Here is a 19316-nt window from a genome sequence, read left to right as displayed (position 1 = left end):
TGCGGGCGTCACGGAGCGCGAGAACGCTGTGGGCGAAACCGTCGAGGCGTAGCTTGCGGTTCGTTCGTACACGTGTTCGAATTGGCGTGTGCGATGGGACAACCTGAAGGCGACTGGCGGTCCCGGCACCGGTGACGCCGGGCCAGTGCGAGCGCTTCCGCTCGCACTGCCCGGGGCCGTCGCCCGCACCTTCGACACCCCCGAGTTCCGCGGTGTCACGTTCTATGAGGTGCAGGCAAAGTCCCTGATCAACCGGGTGCCGGGCCAGTCACGTGTGCCGTTCGAGTGGACGATCAACCCCTACCGCGGGTGCTCGCACGCGTGTGTCTACTGCCTCGCCGGCGACACCGCGATCCTCATGGCCGACGGCACCACCCGGCCCCTCGCCGACCTGCGCCCCGGCGACGACATCATCGGCACGGTCCGTGACGGACGGTTGCGACGCTATGTCACGACGAAGGTCCTCGCGCACTGGTCGACCGTCAAGCCCGCGCACCGCGTCACCCTCCACGACGGCACCACCCTCGTCGCGTCCGGCGACCACCGGTTCCTGTCCGACCGCGGCTGGAAGCACGTCACCGGCGCCCGGCACGGCCGCGCCCGCCGGCCGCACCTGACCACCGCCAACCGGCTCACCGGCTTCGGCGCCCTCCCCGAGCGTCCCCGGGTGACCCCGGGTTACCGGCGGGGGTATCTGTGCGGGTTCGTCCACGGCGACGGGCACGTCGGCCCGGTCGCGCCCGCCGCGCTGCGCCGGGCCAGGGCCTATGCCACCGCCTGCGGCGGGCTGCACGCGATGGCCGCCGACGACCGGGAGTTCGCCGGCGCCAGCGTCCGCGACACGAGCGCCGTCATCGACTGGCCCGAGGTCCCCACCCGCGCGTGGCGGCAGGGGTTCGTCGCCGGGCTGTTCGATGCCGCCGGCGACGTGTCCGGCGAGCTGCCCGCCTTCGACCTGGTCGACAAGGTGGTCGTCGACTGGCTCGTCGAGTGCCTGACCGTCCTCGGCTTCGCCACCGTCACCGACGGCACGCTGACCAGGGTCCTCGGCGGGGTGCGGGAGCGGCTGCGCTTCGGGCTGATGTTCGCCCCGGCCACCCCCACCGGCACCGTCGCCGGCGAGCTCGTCCGCGGCGACGAGAGCCTGCGGGTGACCGCGATCGAGCCGCTCGGCGTCGACGTGCCCATGTTCGACATCACGACCGGCACGGGCGACTTCATCGCGGGCGGCGTGGTCAGCCACAACTGCTTCGCCCGCAACACCCACACCTATCTCGACCTCGACGCCGGCCACGACTTCGACTCGCAGATCGTGGTCAAGGTCAACGCCGGCGAGGTGCTGCGCCGCGAGCTCTCCGCCCCCTCGTGGACCCCCAGGCACCTGGCGATGGGCTCCAACGTCGACTGTTACCAGCGCGCCGAGGGCCGCTACCAGCTGATGCGCGACATCCTCGCCGCGCTCCGCGACCACGCCAACCCGTTCTCCATCCTCACCAAGGGCACGCTCATCGCCCGCGACCTCGACCTGCTGACCCAGGCCGCGCAGGTGACGACCGTCGGCGTCTCGATGTCGATCGGCTTCGTCGACGAGCCGCTGTGGCGCTCCGTCGAGCCCGGCACCCCCAGCCCCCGCCGCCGCCTCGACGTGGTGCGCCGCCTCGCCGACGCGGGCTTCGCCGTCGGCGTCCTCATGGCCCCGATCCTGCCCGGCCTCACCGACACCGCCGAGTCGATCGACACCACCGTCGCCGCCCTCGCGGCCGCGGGCGCCGCCAGCGTCGTCCCCCTGGCCCTGCACCTGCGCCCGGGCGCCCGCGAGTGGTACCAGGCCTGGCTCGCCCGCGAGCACCCCCACCTCGCCCCCCGCTACCGCCAGCTCTACGGCGACGGCGCCTACGCCGGCCAGGCCTACCAGCGCGAGGTCGCCGCCCGCGTCCGCCTCGCCTGCCGCCGCCACGGCCTGCCCACCGGCGACACCAGCACCACCCGCCAACTCTCCGCCGCCCCACCCCCACCCGCCGCCGACACCTTGCCGCTGCCCTTCCCCCCGACCACCACCGGCGCCCCGCCCATCGCCGGTGGCTCGGCACCCAGATCCACCAGCGCCCCGCCCGACAACTCCACCAGCGGCCCGGCGACCAGCCCCACCACCGCCCCACCGAACAGTCCCACCGGCAGCCCGGCGACCACCGACACGCCGCCGCGGCCCACCACTCGCACCCCGCCCAACAGGTCCGCCAGCGGGCCGGCGACCGCCACCACGCCCTTACCGCTGCCCATCAGTCCAACCGCTGCCGGGACGCAGGCGAAGAGCACCACGCCACAGTCAGCAGCTTCGGTCGACCCGGCCCCGGCGGACAGAGCCCCCGGCACGCCGGGGACCACCGCCGAGCCCTTGCCGCTGTCCATCAGCCCCGCTTCGGTCGAAACGCCGCAGAAGAGTCTCACGGGACAGCCAACGGCACCGGGGGCGCTCGGCAGAGGCTCTGCCGGGGCGTCGGCGGCACCGGTCGTGGAAGGGGGCCGGGCGGGGGTGGTGGAGGTGGGTGAGCAGCTGTCGTTGCTGTGATCGGCGGTCAGGAAACGGTCAGCTAGCGTGCATAAGCTCGGTTGCATGCGTGCTCGTGCCGGTGACTTCCTGGTGCTCCTCGCGCCGACCCTCGTGGTCGGCGTGTTGGTGCCGGTGGTGACCAGAGACGACCCGGCCGCGTACGTGCCGGTGCTCCTGGTGTTGCTGATCGTCGCGACGATCGGGATCGCGTTCGGGTTGATTCTTCTGGCGCACACGACGCGGGGGCCGTCGACGTTCGCGATCGTGGTGTGGCAGGAGCAGGCGGCGTTCAGGGTGCAGCCGAACTTCCGGCGGCAGTGCGTGTTCTACGGGGTGCTGGGCGCGGCGCTGGTGCTGATGGCGTTCAACGGGTTCCGGGTCGGGCACCTGTCGGTGCTGCGCGCCATGTCGTACGGGATCGTCGTCCTGACCACGCTGTTCCTGCTGGTGTTGTCGGTCAGGATGCTGCGCAGCGGCCCGCTCGTGCTGACCTCGGAGGGGCTGGCGATCGACGGGGGGCGCTCGTTCGTGCCGTGGGACGCCCTGGGCGTCAGGTCGGAGTCCGGCGCGTGGGCGGTCGGCAGCCCTGAGCTGGTGCGGGGGCGGCGGGTGCGGGAGTTCCGGCCCGGCGAGGACGTGCCGCTCGAGGTGTCGCTGTACTTCCTGACCAGGGTCATCGACCTGTACGCCCGGCAGCCTGAGCGGCGCGCGGCGATCGGCACGCCCGAGGAGCTGGAGCGGCTCCGGGGCGCGCTCACCCGGCAGGTCACCTGACCGCAGGGCCGCCGTGGGGCACGGTGGAGCTGTGCGGAGACCGGTCCGGCGCGTCGCGTGCACGCTCGCGGCCGCCGGGTTCCTGTATTACCTGGTCCCGCTGCGCCTGATGCGCACCGCGGGCGACTGGGCGCAGGCCGGCGGTGCCGTGGTCCTGCTCGCGGTGCTGGTCGTGGTGTTCAGGCGGCAGCTGCTCCGGCAGGTCCGCACCGGCGGGCGGACCGCCGCGCACCTGGAGGCGCTGGTCAATCTGCTGGTCGTCACCGTGTTGTCGTTCTCGCTGGTGTACGTGCTGCTCGCCGGCCACGAGGGGCAGTTCACCGGGCTGGCCACGAGGACCGACGCGCTGTACTTCACGCTGTCGACGCTCGCGACGGTCGGCTACGGCGACGTGCACGCGGTGGGGCAGGCGGCCCGGATCGTGGTCATCGCGCAGATCCTGTTCAACCTCGTCTACGTCGGCGCCGCCGTCACCGTCCTCGGCGGTGCGGTCCGCCGCAGGGTCGGCGACGCAGGCGCGGGCACCGGCGGCGAGGCCGATCGGGTGACGCCGGGCGGGGACGGGAGTGGCTAGCGTTCTGGCCATGAGCGCGCCACGTCGCAATCCGTCGAACTGGTTGTGGGTCGCGGTCCCGCCCGGGGTGACGCTGCTCGCGGGCGCGTTGCTGCTGGCGCTCGCGGCGCCGGAGGGCAGCCCGGTGCTGGCGCCGTTCGTGCTGGCCAACGCGGTCGTGCACGGCACCAACTTCGCCGTCAACGAGCTGCGCCGGCGGGACGAGGCGCCGGCGCGGCCGGGGTGGGAGCTCCACCGGCCGTTCCGCGAGGCGTGCGCGCGGGTCGGGCGGGTGTTCGCGGTCGGGTCGGTGGTGCTCGTCTGGGCGCTGCTCGCGGACGCCGGGCCGGTCGTCGCCGTGCTCGCGCTCGGCGGTGCCGCGGCCATGTACATGTCCGGCGCAAGGGGCCTCCTGCGGCTGGTGCGCGGCACGCCCTCGGTGCGGCTCACGGGCGACGGCGTGTGGGTCGGCGGCCGCTCGTACACCTGGAGCAGCATCGAACGGGTCGAGCTCAACGGCGACCGGGCGCATCCCAGGGTCGACCTGCTCGTCGCGGGGCGGTCGCGACCGGTGACGGTGCGGCCGGAGGACGTGGACGGCAGCCTGCTGTTCCTGATGGACCTGATCGGCTACTACGTGGCGTATCCGGAGCGCCGGGCGGCCGTCGGCGAGCCGGGTGAGGCGGTGCGGGTGCACGCGCTGCTGCTCGGCGCGCGACTGTCGGCAGGACTGACCGGCGGACCGACGCCCATCGCCGCGGCGTGAGCCGCCCGGCAGGGGCCGGTGACCGACGCCCGTTGCCGCGGCGGGAGCTGTCAGCGGGGACAGGGCGGCCGACGCCCATCGCCGCGCGTGCATCGCCGCGCGCTACGGTCGAGGCATGCGCAGCGCTGAGCAGATCCTGCGGGAGTCGGCCACGATCGCCGTCGTCGGGGCGTCGCGGGACCCGCGGAAGACCGCCCACTCGGTGCCGCTGGCGATCCAGCGGCGCGGCTGGCGGATCATCCCCGTGAACCCGTTCGCGGACCAGATCTTCGGGGTCCGCGTGTACCGCAGCCTCGCCGACATCCCTGAGCCGGTCGACTTCGTGAACGTCTTCCGGCCGTCCGCCGACGCGACGCAGGTCGTGAAGGACGCGATCGCGATCGGCGCGCCGGCGGTCTGGCTGCAGCAGGACATCGTCTCGCCCGAGGGGCGTGCCCTGGCCGAGGCCGCCGGCGTCGACTACGTCGAGGACACGTGCATCGCCGTGGTGCGCGCCGTGCACGCGATCAGCGGACCCCGTACTCCTTGAGCAGCCCCCGGCTGATGATCGTCTTCTGGATCTCGCTGGTGCCCTCGCCGATGAGCAGGAAGGGCGCCTCGCGCATGAGGCGCTCGATCTCGTACTCCTTGGAGTAGCCGTAGCCGCCGTGGATGCGGAAGGACTCCTGCACGACCTCGGCGCAGTACTCGCTGGCCAGGAGCTTCGCCATGCCGGCCTCGACGTCGTTGCGCTGGCCGGCGTCCTTGAGCCGGGCAGCGTTGACCATCAGCGCGTGCGCCGCCTCGATCTTCGTGGCCATCTCGGCGAGCTTGAACGCGATCGCCTGGTGCTTGACCAGCTGCGCGCCGAACGTCTGGCGCTGCTGCGCGTAGGCGATGGCCAGCTCGAACGCGCGGATCGAGATACCGCACGCGCGGGCCGCGACGTTGACCCGGCCGACCTCGATGCCGTCCATCATCTGGTAGAAGCCGCGGCCTGCCTTGTCGGCGCCGCCGAGCACCGCGCTGCCGGGCACCCGGACGTTGTCGAGGACCATCTCGGTCGTCTCGACGCCCTTGTACCCCATCTTCTCGATCTTGCCGGGGATGGTGAGGCCGGGCAGCGCCTCGTTCTCGCCGAAGCCGGGCGTCTTCTCCAGCAGGAACGTGGTCATGTTCCCGTAGACCGAGTCGGCGCCCAGGTCGGACTTGACCAGGGTGGCGACGACGGAGGAGTACGCGCCGTTGGTCAGCCACATCTTCTGGCCGTTGATGACGTAGTCGTCGCCGTCCGGGACGGCCTTGGTGCGGATGGCGGCGACGTCGGACCCGCAGCCGGGCTCAGACATCGAGAACGCGCCGCGGACCTCGCCGGCGGCCATCCGTGGCAGGAGGCTCGCCTTCTGCTCCGCCGAGCCGTGCTGCGCCACCAGGTAGGCGACGATGAAGTGCGTGTTGACGATGCCCGACACCGACATCCAGCCGCGCGAGAGCTGCTCCACGACCAGTGCGTACGTCAGCAGCGACTCGCCGAGACCGCCGTGCTCCTCGGGGATGGTGAGGCCGAACAGGCCCATCTCGCGCATGCCGTCGACGATGTCCGCCGGGTAGACGTCGTCGTGCTCCAGGTGCTGGGCGTGCGGGATGATCTCCTTGTCGACGAACTCCCGCACCGTCTCCAGAATCGACTGCTGCACATCGGTCAGACCGGGCGTCTGGGCGAGGCGGGCCATTGATCGACCTCCATTGGTCAGCGTCCTGCTTGTTACCGGCAGGTATGGAGGAAGTATTCCGGCTCGGCCTGGCCCAGGCCAACGTGAGCAGCCCACACACCCCTGTGAAATGGTTCTCAGGTGGCCTACAACAAGATGACGATCGCTGCCCTGGTCTGCGCGGTCCTGGTGCCGCCCTTCGGGATCCTGATGGGGCACATCGCGTGGGCGCAGACGGGCCGCACCGGCCAGCGCGGGCACGGGCTCGCGCTGGCGGCGCTGGTGATCGGCTATGTGGAGCTGCTGGTGCTCTGCGGCATCCCGATCGTGGCGCTCGGCTTCTGACGCCGGCGTGACGCCTCCGGCGCCCGGGTCACCGGTACTGGGCCTCGCGGACGCTGTTGCCGCCGTCGATCACGAGCATCTGTCCGGTGATGTACGAGGCGCCGGGCGAGCACAGGAAGGCGATCGTCGCGGCCACCTCCTCGGGGGTCCCGGGGCGGCCCATCGGCGTGCCGAAGCCCTGCTTGAGCTCGACCAGCGTCGACGCGCCGGTGTGGATGATGCCGGGGGCGACCGCGTTGACGGTGATGCCGTCGGCGACGAGCTCCATGGCGAGGGCGCGGGTGAGACCGACGACGCCGGCCTTCGCGGCCGCGTAGCCCGCCTCGGCGGGCAGTGCGTTGACCGGGCCGGCGGTGGCGGCGAGGTTCACGATGCGGCCCCAGCCGTGCTCGGCCATGCCGCCGACGAATGCCCGGCTGACCAGGAACGCGGTGGTGAGATTGCGGTCGATCTCGGCGCGCCACTCCTCGTAGGTGAGCTGCGCGACGGGGCGCAGCACCTCGGGGCTGGCCTTGCTGGCCAGGCCGGCGTTGTTGACGAGGATGTCGACGGTGCCGACCTGGTCGACGATCGCGTCGGCCAGCGCGCCGACCTCGGCCTCGACGGTGAGGTCGGCGACGAAGCCGGTGACGCCGAGCTCGGTGGCCCGGTCGTGGATGCGCCGGGTGGTGGAGACGATGGCGACCGCCGCGCCCATCGCCTTCAGCCGGCGGGCGGTGGCGTAGCCGATGCCGTCCGGGCTGCCGGCGCCGGTGACCAGCGCGACACGGCCGTCGAGGCGGTCGATCGCCGTGCCCTCGTCATCCGCAACCGGCTCCTCGGCGAGCTCAGGCCCGGACGACGGGACGGCCCGCAGGGTGCGGCGGGCCGAGGAAGGGCGGCTCGCGTCGCGCCGGTTGCCTTTGCCCGCGGGGCCGGTGGAACGTAGGTCGGGTGCCATAGGGCAAATCCTGCCTGCCCGAGCCGCTCCCGGGCAATGCGACACGGATTTCTCAGGCCGCCGGGTTGTCCGGGGCACGCCCGACCACCCGGGCGCGCGGGTCGCTCAGGCGGGCGGCGTGAACGACGTCGTGCGGGACATGCCGGCGGCGCGGCCCTTCGCGGAGATGACCAGGGCCATCTTGCGGGACGCCTCGTCGATCATCTCGTCGCCGAGCATGACGGCGCCGAGCTTGCCGCCGGCCTCCGAGGTGTAGTGCTCGTAGGCGTCGAGGATGAGCTCGGCGTGGTCGTAGTCGTCCTGGGCGGGCGAGTAGACCTCGTTGGCCGCGTCGATCTGCCCGGGGTGCAGCACCCACTTGCCGTCGAAGCCGAGCGCCGCGCTGCGGGTCGCCACCTCGCGGAACGCGTCGACGTCCCTGATCTGGAGGAACGGGCCGTCGATCGCCTGGAGGTCGTGCATTCGCGCGGCCATCAGGATGCGCATGAGGATGTAGTGGTACGGGTCGCCCGGGTACCCGGGGATGAGGCCGCCGACGACGAGCGACTTCATGTTGATCGACGCCATGAAGTCGGCCGGGCCGAAGATGATCGTCTCGATCCGCGGGGAGGCGGCCGCGATCGCGTCGACGTTGACGAGGCCGGCCGCGTTCTCGATCTGCGCCTCGATGCCGATCCTGCCGACCTCGAGCCCCATCGTCTTCTCGATCTGGGTGAGCGTCAGGTCCAGCCACTCGACCTGCCCCGCCGACTGGACCTTCGGCAGCATGATGCAGTCCAGGTTTTCGCCGGCGCCCTCGACGACCTCGATGACGTCGCGGTACGTCCACGGCGTGGTCAGGTCGTTGACCCGCACGACCCTGGTCTTGCCACCCCAGTCGCCGTCGTTGAGCGCGGCCACGATGTTCTTGCGCGCGTCGGGCTTCGCCAGCGGCGCGACGGCGTCCTCGAGATCGAGGAACACCTGGTCGGCGGGGAGCCCCTGGGCCTTGTCGAGCATCTTGACGCTCGAGCCGGGGACGGCGAGGCAGGACCGGCGTGGGCGCATGGCGGTGCTCCTTAGGCTTCATTAAGGGGACCTTCGCCACGGTAGCCTCGTCGCGTGATGGCACAGAATGCACCTGTGGGAGATCTCACCGGCCGTACGGTGGTGATCACCGGTGCCAGCTCCGGGATCGGCCTGGCGGCCGCGGTCGACATGGCCCGGCGCGGCGCGCACGTCGTCCTCGTCGGCCGCGACCCGGACCGGCTGAACGCGGCGGTCGCCCAGGTGGCCGCCGCCGGTGGGCGCACTCCCCCGGCGTACCGGGCCGACTTCAGCCGCCTCGACGACGTGCACGTGCTGGTGGATCAGCTGCGCCAGCGGTACCAGCGGATCGACGCCCTCGCGAACAACGCCGGCGGTGTGGTGGCCGGGCACGCCCGCACCGTCGACGGCTTCGAGCCGACCATCCAGTCCAACCACCTGGCCGGGTTCCTGCTGAGCCACCTCCTGCGCGAGCAGCTGCGCAGCGGCCGGATCGTCAACACCGCCTCCGCCGCCCACTCGATGGGCGCGATCGACCCCGCCGACCTGCGGGGGGACCGCAAGGCGGGGATGTGGAAGCGGTACGGCGCGGCGAAGCAGGCCAACATCCTCTTCGCCGCGGAGGCGGCCCGGCGGTGGCCCGACATCATGTCGGCGAGCTACCACCCCGGCTTCGTGCGCAGCCGCTTCGGCGCCGGCGTCGGGGTGAACCTGATGTCGAAGGTGACGCCGTTCGCGAAGACGCCCGAGCAGGGCGCGGACACGCTCGTCTGGCTGGTGGCGACGCCCCGGCCGCAGCTCGTGTCGGGCGGCTACTACGAGAAGCGCAAGCTGATCAGGCCCAACGCGGCCACCGAGGACCCCCGGCTGGCGGCGCAGCTGTGGGACGCGAGCCTGGCCGCGGTCGGCTTCTGACGCCGCTCTTTTCGTTACTTGGCGCCGCGGACCCTGTGCAGGCGGAAGGGGCGCTTCGGCAGGCGGGTCGCCGGGGAGGGCTTCGGCGGTGCGGCCTGTGAGTCGTCGGGCATCGGGACGAGCGGGGCGTCCTCGACCGGGGTGAGACGGCTGACCACGCAGTCCGTGGCCCACCTGGTCGCGAGGTCGGCGCCGCCGTTGAGCCGCTTCCCGGCCAGCTGCGGCACGAGCTCAGCCCAGGCCTCCCCGGCCGGGTCCATGCGCTCCACCGCCGCGGTCCAGGTGACGATCCGGCCGCCGTGGTCGCCGCGGAGGGAGACCTCGACGGTGCCGGCCCCGGCCAGGCCGGGGGCGGACTGCTCGCCGGGGCCGCTCACGACCAGCAGCGACCCACCGAGCCACGCGCACCAGACCAGGTAGGCCGGGCCGGCGCCGGGCACGGCGAGCCAGGCGACGGCGGCCTTCTTGGCGGCCTCTTCGACCAGCGGTTCCACGCCTGCCATCCAATCACAACGGTGGCCCGTCAGGTCGCCGTCGCCGCCCCGTTCAGCGGCGGGCGCGGGGAGCGGTCCTCGAACTCGGCCGAGGTGTAGGCCAGGGCCCGCAGGCCCGGCGGCCAGGAGGCCCAGCCACCCTTGCGGAGCAGGGCGTCGAGGAACTGGGCGGCGGTCGGCAGATTGGCCCAGACCGCCGGCAGGAAGGTGGCGCGGCGGGCGCCGTCGGTCAGGATCAGGCCGTGCACCCCGGGCTCCAGGACCGCCAGCAGGGCCTCCCGGCTGCCGGCGGCGGGCAGGTCGGCGGGCTCGGTGAGGACGGAGACCTTGATGTCGAGCTCGGGCCAGTCGGCGGCGGTGACCGGCGGCACCCGCGGGTCGCGCATGGACCGCACCGCGTTGTCCACGACGTCGTGGTGCAGCGGGCGGGCCGGCTCGAGGCTGCCGACGCAGCCGCGGAGGGCGCCGGCCCGCTCGAGCGTCACGAAGGAGGCGCCGGGGTCGTGCAGGGCGCCCGTCGACGGGACGCGGAACATGAGGCGCTCGCCGGTGAGGCGGGCGCGGACGGCGGCCGCCGCGAGTCCGGCCAGCAGCCGTCCGTCCTTCGGCGACAGAGGCCCAGACGGCGCCGTCACCAGTCCAGCATAGGCGCGCCGATCGTCGCGGGCAGCGGCATACGGTCGGCGACCAGGTCGGGGATCTGGTCGAGGCTGGTGATGCGGGCGCCGTCCCAGTCGAGGTCGGCGTGGAAGGTGAGGTGCCCGCCGAGGTCGGGCGCGTCGAGCTGGACGGCGGTGAGGCCGAAGCGACGGGCGCCGGTGAGCTCGTGGCCGCCGCCGTCGCCCACGTACAGGCAGGCCTCGGGGTGGACGCCGAGGCGTTCGCAGGCCGTGCGGTACATCGCCGGATGTGGCTTGGCGTGGCCGACCTGCGACGAGTAGACGCCGGCGTCGAAGAGGCGGCCGATGGGGGTGCCGGGCAGGACGGTCGGGAGCTCGAACCAGCAGTCGCTGACGACGGCGGTGCGGATGCCCTGGTCGCGCAGCCAGCGCAGGACGGGCTCGGTCTCGGGGCGGGGTGACGCGTCCTGCTGGAGCGAGGCGATGCGCAGCTCGGCGGCCTCGCGCAGCTGGGCCGGCGTGGGCTCGACGCCGAGCTCGACGCACAGCGCGCGGAGACCCGCTAAGACGCTGCCGTAGGCGCCCTTGGCCCGCGCGTCGAAGGTGCGGTCGAGGAGGCTGAGCCACGCTCCGGGGTCGACGCCGAGCACCTCGGCGGTCCTGCGGTGGCCGTCACCGCGGACGACTGCGGTGGTGCACGTATTGAAGTAGTCGAAAAGGACAGCGTTAAACACCGTTCGGCCCTCCTGGCATCGTCCGAAAGTACGAGTGCAGACCCGCTCCGGTCTACTGCCTAAGAGCGCTACCAAGTGTCGGATCGCTGACAATTTTCACCTAGTGACAACATCGGCGCATGCGCCAGATCGGGATAGCCGCAATTGTCGCCCTCACGGTCGCGATCATCGCGGTCTCGGCGTCGGCGCCGTTGATCGCCTACGCGGCCGCGCCCGCACTCGCGATCGCTTTCTGGCGCAACGCGCTCGGGGTCGCCGCGATCGCCCCGGTGGCCCTCACGGCGCGCCGCGAGGAGTTCCGGTCGCGGGCGATGCGCGTCAGCGCCGCGTCCGGCGTGCTGCTCGCGGTGCACTTCGCCACGTGGGTGCCCAGCGCCAAGCTGACGAGCGTCGCCATGTCGGTGGCGCTGGTGAGTACGACACCCATCTGGACATCGCTGATCTCCGTCGTGCGGGGAGTGCGGGTCCCGGCCAGCACGTGGGCCGGGGTGGGCGTCGCCGTCGTGGGCGTGGCCCTGGCGACGGGCGCCGACCCGGACCTGTCGGGCCGTGCGCTGCTCGGTGACGCGCTCGCGCTGGCCGGCGGGATCGCGGCGGCCGGGTACACGATGCTCGGCGCCCACGCGCGGGGGACGATCTCGACCAGCACCTATGCGACCGTCTGTTACTCGGTCTGCGCGGCGCTGCTCGGGCTGGCGTGCCTGCTCGGCGGGCAGGAGCTGGGCGGCTACACCACGCGGACGTGGCTGGCGATCGTGGCGATGACCGCCGGCCCCCAGCTGCTCGGCCACACCCTGATCAACTACGCGCTGCGCCGGGTGCCGCCGACGACGGTCGCCGTGCTGCTCCTGCTGGAGGTGCCGGGCGCGCTGCTGCTGGCGTGGCTGATGCTCGACCAGCTGCCGGCGGCGCAGACGCTGCCCGGCATCGCGCTGCTGCTCGCCGGCGTGACGATCGTGGTGGTCGGCGGCCGGCGCGCCTCGACGCCGGCTGAGGCGCCGGCCGAGGCGCCGGCCGAGGCGCCGGCCGAGGCGCCGGCCGAGGCGCCGGCCGCTTCACCCGGATCGGGTCAGCCCACGAACGGCGGCACGATCATCTCGCCGGAGGCGATCTGCACGACGTGGCCGGAGACGGTCGCCGACACCGCCTCACCGCCGGTGGCGGTGATCGAGCAGCTCAGCAGCGAGGGCCGGCGCATCTCCGAGCCCTGACGGATCTGGTACCGGCTGAGCCCGTCACCCGGCAGCAGCCCCGACGCGACCAGCCACACCCCGAGCCCCATCGCCGCCGAGCCGGTCGCGGGATCCTCGGCGACGCCGGCGTCGGGGACGAGGACCCGTACATGAGCCTCGTGCCGCCCGGCGTCCCAGTGCAGGACGCTCAGGTTGTCGACGAGCCCGGCGGGCCGCAGCCGCCCCACCGCCTCGTCGGTCACGGACAGGAACGTGAACGGAAGCCCGCACCCGGCCTTGCGGGGCGCCGGCCCGACGAAGTCGGCCTCCGTCAGGCCGACGGCGGCGAGCAGCGGCGCCGGGTCGAGGGCCGGCTCGACGGTCGGAGTGCCGCCGGTGACGGTGGCGGTGCCGTGCACGTCGTCGATGGTGATCGGCAGCAGGCCCGCGCCGCACTCCATGATCACGTCGGTGGTCTTGACCAGGCCGTCGCGGTGCAGGGTGACGGCGCAACCGACGCTGGGGTGCCCGGCGAACGGCAGCTCGGTGCCGGGGGTGAAGATCCGCACCCGGTAGGTCGCCTCGGGCGTGGTCGGGCGCAGCACGAAGATCGTCTCGGACAGGTTGAACTCGAGGGCGATCGCCTGCATCTGCTCGCCGGCGAGGTGATCCGCGTCGAACACGATGGCGAGTGGGTTGCCGGTGAACGGCCGGTCGGTGAAGACGTCGACCACCTTGTACCGCAGCATGCTCATGCACAGAAGCCTAGGCGAGCGGGCAGGTGCGGGAGGCGGTCCAACGGCGAGCCGGTGGTCTTCTTCAGTAGTCTTGAACCTCGTGAGCACCGCGCCCAGGGTCTATGTCGCGCGCCTCGCCGGCCTGAGTGTGTTCGACCCGAACGGCGACCAGGTCGGGCGGGTGCGTGACGCGGTCGCGCGGGCCCGCACCGACGACCAGCCGCCGAGGGTCGTGGGGCTCGTCGCGGAGATGCCGATGCGGCGGCGGATCTTCCTGCCGATCGGCCGGATCACGGCGATGGAGCCCGACGCGGTGGTGCTCAACACCGGCACGCTCAACCTGCGCCGGTTCGAGAAGCGGCAGGGTGAGCTGCTGGTCCTGGAGGACTTCATCGACCGGCACGTGAGCATCCCGGCGACCGGCCGCACCGGCACGGTCGTGGACGTCGCGATGGAGGCCGACCGGACGGGGACCTGGGCGTTGAGCCGGGTCGCGGTCCGGGAGTTCAGCGGCCGGCTGACCCGCCGCGGTCACCTGAACCAGCTCGAGTGGGGTGAGGTCGTCGGGCTCGCCGGCACCCCGCACGCGCAGGGCACGGCCGGCATCCTCGCGGTGCTGGACAACATGCGCCCCGCCGACCTCGCGAACGTGCTGCAGGACCTGTCCGAGACCCGCCGCGTCGAGGTCGCGACCGCCCTGGACGACGAGCGGCTCGCCGACGTGCTGGAGGAGCTCCCCGAGCACGACCAGCTGGAGATCATGGCGGCGCTGGAGCCGGAGCGGGCCGCGGACGTGCTGGAGGAGATGGACCCCGACGACGCCGCCGACCTGCTCGCGGAGATGCCGAAGGGCGAGCAGGAGGTCCTGCTGGACCTCATGCAGCCCGACGAGGCGTCGCCGGTGCGGGCGCTGCTGGACTACCTGCCCGGCACCGCCGGGTCGGTGATGACGTCGGAGCCGATCGTCATGGCGCCGCACGAGACCGTCGCGGAGGCCCTCGCCCGCATCCGGGAGCCGCAGCTGTCACCCGCGGTGGCCGCGGGCGTCTTCGTGACCAGGCCGCCGATGGCGACGCCGACCGGGCGGTACCTCGGCGTCGTGCACTTCCAGCGGCTGCTGCGCGAACCGCCGTCGGCGCTGCTCGGCGGCGTCGTGGACAACGACATCAAACCGCTCGCGCCGCAGGCCACGCTCGGCGAGATCACCCGGCGGATGGCGACGTACAACCTGGTGGTCATGCCGGTCATCGACGACAACGACCGGCTCCTCGGCGCCGTCACCGTCGACGACGTGCTGGACCATCTGCTGCCCGAGGACTGGCGCGACCGGGAGCACGCCGCCTCCATGTCGTCGGGCTCCTCCGGCCCCGCCGGACGGGCGCTCGATCATGGCTGACCGGCGGCGGCTCGACCAGCCGCGGGAGCCGGGGCGCCTGAAGCTGCCCCGCTTCGACCCGGAGGCGTTCGGGCAGTGGTCCGAGGGGATCGCGCGGTTCATGGGGACCGCGAAGTTCCTCGTGTACATGACGGTCTTCATCCTCGTGTGGGTCGTGTGGAACACGCTCGCGCCGAGGACGTGGCAGTTCGACCCGTACACGTTCACGTTCCTGACCCTGATCCTGTCGCTGCAGGCGTCCTACGCGGCGCCGCTGATCCTGCTCGCGCAGAACCGGCAGGCGGACCGGGACCGGCTCGCCTCCGAGGAGGACCGCCGGCGGGCCGCGGCGCAGAAGGCGGACACCGAGTACCTGGCGCGGGAGATCGCGTCGCTGCGGATCGCCGTCGGTGAGATCGCCACCCGGGACTTCCTGCGCTCGGAGCTGGCGCGGATGAGCGAGGAGCTGGACGAGGCCGCGGTGCGCCGGGCGAAGCTGGAGCGGAAGAAGGCGAAGAAGACGCTGGACGAGCCGGTGGAGGAGGACACCTTCGACCCCGGCGACGACCCGCCCCGCCGGCGCGCCCGCTCCACCCGCTGACCCTATGTGCCGCTTTTGCCGCTTTTGTCGCTTGTACTGCGTGTCAGTGCGCTCTCGCCGCCACGAGAAGACCCTCTCCGAGGGGCAGGATCGCCGGCACCCACGCGTCGCTGTCCCTGATGGCCTTGACGGCCTCCCTGAGCAGGACGGTCTCCGCGTCGCGGATCGTGGGGTCGCTGACCCGGCCGCCGCCGAGCGCGCCGGCGAGCACCAGGGTCCCTCCAGGGCGCAGGAGCCGCTCCGCCGCCGCGGTCACGGCCGCGTACTCGCTCGGGTCGTGGTCGACGAACACCAGGTCATAGGCGCGGTCGGCGAGCCGGGGCAGGACGTCCAGGGCGCGGCCGCTGATGATCCGGGTCCGCGACGGCGGGTTGCCGGCGGCGGCGAACACCCGCCTCGCGACCCGCTGGTGCTCCGGCTCGAGGTCGATCGTGGTGAGGACCCCGTCGCGGCGCATGCCGCGCAGCAGCCACCCGCCGCTCACCCCCGTGCCGGTGCCCACGTCGACGACGGCCTTCGCGTTGCTGACCGCGGCGACGACCCGCAGCGCCGCGCCCTCACCCCGGCTGACGCTGGAGATGCCCAGCTCGGCGGCCTGCTCGCGGGCCGCGGTGAGCACGGGGTCCTCCAGCACGTAGCCGTCGACGAAGTCGGCGAACTGCTGCGCTGCTCTGACGGACGGGGGGATGTCGCACCTCCATGAGACGTCGATCCCCGCAAGCCTAGGAGACCTCGCCCTCACGTGTGGGATGCCGGCCCGTGTAATGCTGGATGCGAAACGGACGGAGGAGCCGATCGTGACAGACGGTTCGGCCTGGCGTCAGCCTGGCCACGGCGCATCGACCAGCCCCGCTGGCTGGCCGATGCCGCCCGCGCAGCCACGACCGCAGCCCGCCCCGGGCAGCTGGTGGTCCGACGCCCTCGCCGACCCGTGGCGGGACCCTGACGCGCAGGTCGTCGTGGTCAAGACGCCGGCGGACGAGCCGCCGGCGCTGGAGAAGGTCCCGCCGCCCGGCCCCGCACCGCGGGCCGGCCTCGGGCTGGTCCTGATGGTGTCGATCATCACCGCCCTGCTCGCCGGCGCGCTCGGCGGCACCCTCGGCTACGTGTTCGCCGGCGGTGGCGGTGGCGTCCTGGGTGGATCCACGCTCGGCGGCAACCCGCCGCTGAACGGCCGCCCGCCGGACACCGTCGCCGCCCTCGCGAAGAAGGTCCTCCCCAGCGTCGTCACGATCAGCATGCGGGTGGGCGCCGGCACGTCCCTGGGCTCCGGCTTCGTGGTGTCCAACGACGGCTACGTCATCACCAACAACCACGTGGTGCAGGGTGGCAACGGCTCCGCCACGGTCCGCTTCACCGACGCCTCGGTCGCCCCGGCCTCCGTCGTCGGCAGCGACGACGAGTCCGACATCGCCGTGCTGAAGATCGACACCGCCGGCCTGCCCGACGACCAGCTGAAACCCGTCGAGTTCGGCGACTCCGACCGGCTGCAGGTCGGCGACCCGGTCGTCGCGGTCGGCGCCCCGCTCGGCCTGACCAGCACGGTCACGTATGGCGTGGTCAGCTACCTCGACCGTCCCATCCGCACCAGCGAGGGCGGCACCGCCCGCTACTACTCGGCGATCCAGACCGACGCGGCCGTCAACCAGGGCAACTCCGGCGGCCCGCTCTTCGACGGCGCCGGCCGTGTCGTCGGCATCAACTCCGTGATCGGCACCCTCTCCGAGGACCAGGCGACGGCCGGCAACGTGGGCCTCGCGTTCGCCATCCCGATCAACCACGCCCGCCGCGTGGCCCAGGACGTCATCAACACCGGCAAGGCCCGGCGCACTGTGATGGGTGTCTCACCCGACCCGAGCTACCGCAACCCCGCGGGCGGCGCCCGCCTCGCCTCCGTCGAAGCCAACGGCCCGGCCGCCGGCGGCGGTCTGCACGCCGGCGACGTCATCCTCGCCGTCAACGGCAAGCCCGTGGAGGAGTTCTGGGACCTGACGGCCCTCATCCGCAAGTACGCGCCCGGCGCGGTCGTCGAGATCCAGTACCTGCGCGGCACCACCAAGGAGAAGACCTCGGTGACCCTGGTCGCCGACGCGAAGTGACCGGTGGGCCCTCCCCGCGGGGGCCACGGGTGCGTAGGCTGGCGGGCGAGAGCAAGGAGGCCGGCAATGGGCTTGGAAAACCTCGGTGGCTGGGAGTTCATCGTCATCATCCTGGTGGGGCTGTTCATCTTCGGCCCCGACCGGCTGCCGAAGGCGATCAGCGACGGCATGCGCATGCTCCGCAACGTCCGCCAGATGGCCCGCAACGCCACCGGTGACCTGAGCCGCGAGCTCGGCACCGACATCCAGCTCGAGGACCTCCACCCGAAGGCCTTCCTGCGCAAGCACCTGCTGAGCGAGGCCGACGAGGCCGCCCTGCGCCGTCCTCTCCAGGACATCGTCGGCGAGGTCCGCGGCGTCGCCGACTCGGTCAAGCGCGACGCGGAGGCGGCCGCCAAGGGCATCAACGCCACGGCGACCCCTGCGGCGACCCCCACGGCGGCGCCCACGTCGCTCACCAAGTCGGCCGCGACCCCCGCCCCGGCTCCGGCCCGCCCCTCCTGGGACGACGTCACCTGACGCCTGCCGGCCGTTCTTCGCGAGGCTTCGGCCTCACCTGCGGACAGACCGCCTGCGACCAGCTATCTGCGCAGGCGGTCTCTCGTACAGTGGCCGCGGTTGTCGCTCTTGAAATCAGCGACCGGCGGGCTTGAGACCGAGCGGTTTGCCGGCGAGGCTCTCCCGCCGCACGGCGAGGCGGTCGGCGACGGTGATCAGCGCGGCCGCGGCGGGTGCCGACGGGTCGGACAGCACGAGCGGGAGACCGGCGTCGCCGCCCTCGCGCAGGCGCGTGTCGAGCGGGATCTGGCCCAGCACCGGGACCTTCGCGCCGACGGCCCGGCTCAGCGACTCCGCGACCTGCGCGCCGCCGCCGCTGCCGAACACCTCCATGCGCTGGCCGTCGGGCAGCTCCAGCCAGGACATGTTCTCCACGACGCCGACGATGCGCTGGTGCGTCTGCAGGGCGATGGAGCCCGCGCGCTCCGCGACCTCGGCCGCGGCGGCCTGCGGGGTCGTCACGACCAGGATCTCCGCCGACGGCAGCAGCTGCGCCAGGGAGATCGCCACGTCACCGGTGCCCGGCGGGAGGTCCAGCAGGAGGACGTCCAGGTCGCCCCAGTAGACGTCGGCGAGGAACTGCTGCAGCGCCCGGTGCAGCATCGGCCCGCGCCACACCACCGCCGCGTTGCCGGGCGTGAACATCCCGATCGAGATGACCTTCACCCCGTGCGCCGACGGCGGCATGATCATCGACTCGACCTGCGTGGGCCGGCCGTCCGCGCCGAGCATCCGCGGCACCGAGTGGCCGTAGATGTCCGCGTCGACGACGCCGACCTTGAGCCCCTTCGCGGCGAGCGCCGCCGCCAGGTTGACCGTCACGCTCGACTTGCCGACGCCGCCCTTGCCGCTGGCGACCGCGTAGACCCTGGTCCGCGAGCCCGGCTGGGCGAACGGGATGACCGGCTCCTGCACGTCACCGCGCAGGCTGCTCTGCAGCTCCTTGCGCTGCTCGGGCGTCATGACCCCGAAGTCGACCTCGACCCCGGTGACCCCTTCGACCGCGCCGACCGCGGCGGTGATGTCGGTCCGCAGCTTGTCCTTCAGCGGGCAGCCGGCCACCGTGAGCAGCAGCCCGATCACCGCGACGCCGCCAGGGCGCAGCACGACCTCACGCACCATACCGAGCTCGGTGATCGGTCGGCGGATCTCGGGGTCGTCGACGGTCGACAGGGCGGCGGCGATCGCGGCTTCGACGGTGGTGGCCGGGGCTGACATGCCGCCATCGTACGTCGGCCACCGCCGCTGTTCAGGCGCCCAGCCCGTGGGTCGTAACGCATCACACTCACCCGAACGGTGACGGGGTTGTCCCGCGTCCGCGGCGGTGGGAACATCGTTGTTAGCCGCGCGCCTCGCCCCTTGAGG

General features: G+C 72.7%; 20 protein-coding genes and 1 pseudogene. 12 read left to right on the top strand and 9 right to left on the bottom strand.

What is annotated here, in order from left to right:
• Positions 1 to 88: 88 nt before the first annotated feature.
• The 5 genes from ABZ321_RS42645 to ABZ321_RS42625 all read left to right on the top strand — a co-directional run bounded on the left by ABZ321_RS42645 (position 89) and on the right by ABZ321_RS42625 (position 5173).
• The gene (locus ABZ321_RS42645) at positions 89 to 2569 is read left to right on the top strand and encodes an intein-containing Rv2578c family radical SAM protein (RefSeq protein ID WP_354901442.1); all 2481 of its coding nucleotides are present in this window, start codon (positions 89 to 91) and stop codon (positions 2567 to 2569) included.
• A 45-nt stretch (positions 2570 to 2614) separates the two neighbouring features.
• Positions 2615 to 3325, top strand: a complete 711-nt coding sequence (locus ABZ321_RS42640; protein WP_344512156.1) for a hypothetical protein — start codon at positions 2615 to 2617, stop codon at positions 3323 to 3325.
• A gap of 31 nt (positions 3326 to 3356) precedes the next feature.
• Entirely contained in the window at positions 3357 to 3899 is a 543-nt protein-coding gene (locus ABZ321_RS42635; protein WP_354901440.1) for a potassium channel family protein, read from the top strand.
• 10 nt (positions 3900 to 3909) lie between these two features.
• Entirely contained in the window at positions 3910 to 4644 is a 735-nt protein-coding gene (locus tag ABZ321_RS42630; RefSeq protein WP_354901438.1) for a hypothetical protein, read from the top strand.
• Positions 4645 to 4759: 115 nt separating this feature from the next.
• Positions 4760 to 5173, top strand: coding sequence for a CoA-binding protein (locus ABZ321_RS42625; RefSeq protein WP_344512150.1), 414 nt, complete (start codon positions 4760 to 4762; stop codon positions 5171 to 5173).
• On the opposite strand, the gene ABZ321_RS42620 is transcribed toward ABZ321_RS42625, so the two are convergent.
• Positions 5151 to 6356 carry an acyl-CoA dehydrogenase family protein gene (locus ABZ321_RS42620; RefSeq protein WP_354901436.1) on the bottom strand — a complete coding sequence of 402 codons (1206 nt, stop codon included), beginning with the start codon at positions 6354 to 6356 and terminating at the stop codon, positions 5151 to 5153. The two genes, ABZ321_RS42625 and ABZ321_RS42620, sit on opposite strands and share 23 nt — an antisense overlap.
• Positions 6357 to 6476: 120 nt before the next feature.
• Here ABZ321_RS42620 and ABZ321_RS42615 point away from each other — a divergent pair, with 120 nt between their 5' ends.
• Entirely contained in the window at positions 6477 to 6680 is a 204-nt protein-coding gene (locus ABZ321_RS42615) for a DUF4190 domain-containing protein (protein ID WP_354901434.1), read from the top strand.
• Positions 6681 to 6708: 28 nt separating this feature from the next.
• On the opposite strand, the gene ABZ321_RS42610 is transcribed toward ABZ321_RS42615, so the two are convergent.
• Together ABZ321_RS42610 and ABZ321_RS42605 are read right to left on the bottom strand one after the other, a co-directional pair.
• A complete protein-coding gene (locus ABZ321_RS42610) occupies positions 6709 to 7620 on the bottom strand; it encodes an SDR family NAD(P)-dependent oxidoreductase (protein ID WP_344512145.1) in 912 nt (303 codons plus the stop codon).
• Positions 7621 to 7725: 105 nt separating this feature from the next.
• A complete protein-coding gene (locus ABZ321_RS42605; RefSeq protein WP_344512143.1) occupies positions 7726 to 8667 on the bottom strand; it encodes a CoA ester lyase in 942 nt (313 codons plus the stop codon).
• A 75-nt stretch (positions 8668 to 8742) separates the two neighbouring features.
• On the opposite strand from ABZ321_RS42605, the gene ABZ321_RS42600 reads away from it, so the two are divergent.
• The gene (locus ABZ321_RS42600; RefSeq protein ID WP_344512141.1) at positions 8743 to 9561 is read left to right on the top strand and encodes an SDR family NAD(P)-dependent oxidoreductase; all 819 of its coding nucleotides are present in this window, start codon (positions 8743 to 8745) and stop codon (positions 9559 to 9561) included.
• Between the two features lie 14 nt (positions 9562 to 9575).
• On the opposite strand, the gene ABZ321_RS42595 is transcribed toward ABZ321_RS42600, so the two are convergent.
• Genes ABZ321_RS42595 through ABZ321_RS42585 form a run of 3 tightly spaced genes read right to left on the bottom strand, consistent with a single transcriptional unit; the run spans position 9576 to position 11409 of the window.
• A complete protein-coding gene (locus tag ABZ321_RS42595; RefSeq protein WP_344512139.1) occupies positions 9576 to 10064 on the bottom strand; it encodes a hypothetical protein in 489 nt (162 codons plus the stop codon).
• A gap of 20 nt (positions 10065 to 10084) precedes the next feature.
• Entirely contained in the window at positions 10085 to 10690 is a 606-nt protein-coding gene (gene amrA, locus ABZ321_RS42590) for an AmmeMemoRadiSam system protein A (RefSeq protein ID WP_354901431.1), read from the bottom strand.
• Positions 10687 to 11409 (bottom strand): HAD family hydrolase, encoded by a 723-nt coding sequence (locus ABZ321_RS42585; RefSeq protein WP_354901429.1) that lies wholly within the window; start codon positions 11407 to 11409, stop codon positions 10687 to 10689. Before ABZ321_RS42585 ends, amrA begins: the two co-directional genes overlap by 4 nt.
• 119 nt (positions 11410 to 11528) lie before the next feature.
• On the opposite strand from ABZ321_RS42585, the pseudogene ABZ321_RS42580 reads away from it, so the two are divergent.
• Positions 11529 to 12359, top strand: a pseudogene (locus tag ABZ321_RS42580) (DMT family transporter); the annotation flags it as partial.
• A gap of 119 nt (positions 12360 to 12478) precedes the next feature.
• Here ABZ321_RS42580 and ABZ321_RS42575 read toward each other — a convergent pair.
• On the bottom strand, positions 12479 to 13336 hold the full coding sequence (locus ABZ321_RS42575) for a PhzF family phenazine biosynthesis protein (RefSeq protein ID WP_344512133.1): 858 nt from the start codon (positions 13334 to 13336) through the stop codon (positions 12479 to 12481).
• Positions 13337 to 13418: 82 nt separating this feature from the next.
• On the opposite strand from ABZ321_RS42575, the gene ABZ321_RS42570 reads away from it, so the two are divergent.
• Both ABZ321_RS42570 and ABZ321_RS42565 read left to right on the top strand, forming a co-directional pair.
• The gene (locus ABZ321_RS42570) at positions 13419 to 14714 is read left to right on the top strand and encodes a CBS domain-containing protein (protein ID WP_344512131.1); all 1296 of its coding nucleotides are present in this window, start codon (positions 13419 to 13421) and stop codon (positions 14712 to 14714) included.
• The gene (locus ABZ321_RS42565; protein ID WP_344512129.1) at positions 14707 to 15294 is read left to right on the top strand and encodes a DUF1003 domain-containing protein; all 588 of its coding nucleotides are present in this window, start codon (positions 14707 to 14709) and stop codon (positions 15292 to 15294) included. The genes ABZ321_RS42570 and ABZ321_RS42565 overlap by 8 nt, the downstream gene beginning before the upstream one ends.
• Positions 15295 to 15337: 43 nt before the next feature.
• On the opposite strand, the gene ABZ321_RS42560 is transcribed toward ABZ321_RS42565, so the two are convergent.
• Entirely contained in the window at positions 15338 to 15928 is a 591-nt protein-coding gene (locus ABZ321_RS42560; protein ID WP_344512128.1) for a class I SAM-dependent methyltransferase, read from the bottom strand.
• A gap of 163 nt (positions 15929 to 16091) precedes the next feature.
• Between ABZ321_RS42560 and ABZ321_RS42555 the strand changes: the two genes are divergently transcribed.
• Positions 16092 to 17393, top strand: coding sequence for a trypsin-like peptidase domain-containing protein (locus ABZ321_RS42555; RefSeq protein ID WP_344512127.1), 1302 nt, complete (start codon positions 16092 to 16094; stop codon positions 17391 to 17393).
• Positions 17394 to 17459: 66 nt separating this feature from the next.
• A complete protein-coding gene (locus ABZ321_RS42550; protein ID WP_354901426.1) occupies positions 17460 to 17912 on the top strand; it encodes a twin-arginine translocase TatA/TatE family subunit in 453 nt (150 codons plus the stop codon).
• Positions 17913 to 18026: 114 nt separating this feature from the next.
• On the opposite strand, the gene ABZ321_RS42545 is transcribed toward ABZ321_RS42550, so the two are convergent.
• Positions 18027 to 19169 carry a P-loop NTPase gene (locus ABZ321_RS42545; RefSeq protein WP_344512125.1) on the bottom strand — a complete coding sequence of 381 codons (1143 nt, stop codon included), beginning with the start codon at positions 19167 to 19169 and terminating at the stop codon, positions 18027 to 18029.
• Positions 19170 to 19316: the final 147 nt, after the last annotated feature.

The organism is Dactylosporangium sp. NPDC006015 (assembly GCF_040614215.1).
Classification (GTDB): Bacteria; Actinomycetota; Actinomycetes; order Mycobacteriales; family Micromonosporaceae; genus Dactylosporangium; species Dactylosporangium maewongense.
This window is presented reverse-complemented; position numbering and strand designations above follow the sequence as displayed.

What these genes read in the sequence shown, in the direction of transcription:
- ABZ321_RS42640 (WP_344512156.1), top strand. Translation starts at nt 2,615, where the DNA reads ATGCGTGCTCGTGCCGGTGACTTCCTGGTGCTCCTCGCGCCGACCCTC.
- ABZ321_RS42630 (WP_354901438.1), top strand. Translation starts at nt 3,910, where the DNA reads ATGAGCGCGCCACGTCGCAATCCGTCGAACTGGTTGTGGGTCGCGGTC.
- ABZ321_RS42625 (WP_344512150.1), top strand. Translation starts at nt 4,760, where the DNA reads ATGCGCAGCGCTGAGCAGATCCTGCGGGAGTCGGCCACGATCGCCGTC.
- ABZ321_RS42620 (WP_354901436.1), bottom strand. Translation starts at nt 6,356, where the DNA reads ATGGCCCGCCTCGCCCAGACGCCCGGTCTGACCGATGTGCAGCAGTCG.
- ABZ321_RS42610 (WP_344512145.1), bottom strand. Translation starts at nt 7,620, where the DNA reads ATGGCACCCGACCTACGTTCCACCGGCCCCGCGGGCAAAGGCAACCGG.
- ABZ321_RS42605 (WP_344512143.1), bottom strand. Translation starts at nt 8,667, where the DNA reads ATGCGCCCACGCCGGTCCTGCCTCGCCGTCCCCGGCTCGAGCGTCAAG.
- ABZ321_RS42595 (WP_344512139.1), bottom strand. Translation starts at nt 10,064, where the DNA reads ATGGCAGGCGTGGAACCGCTGGTCGAAGAGGCCGCCAAGAAGGCCGCC.
- ABZ321_RS42575 (WP_344512133.1), bottom strand. Translation starts at nt 13,336, where the DNA reads ATGAGCATGCTGCGGTACAAGGTGGTCGACGTCTTCACCGACCGGCCG.
- ABZ321_RS42565 (WP_344512129.1), top strand. Translation starts at nt 14,707, where the DNA reads ATGGCTGACCGGCGGCGGCTCGACCAGCCGCGGGAGCCGGGGCGCCTG.
- ABZ321_RS42550 (WP_354901426.1), top strand. Translation starts at nt 17,460, where the DNA reads ATGGGCTTGGAAAACCTCGGTGGCTGGGAGTTCATCGTCATCATCCTG.
- ABZ321_RS42545 (WP_344512125.1), bottom strand. Translation starts at nt 19,169, where the DNA reads ATGTCAGCCCCGGCCACCACCGTCGAAGCCGCGATCGCCGCCGCCCTG.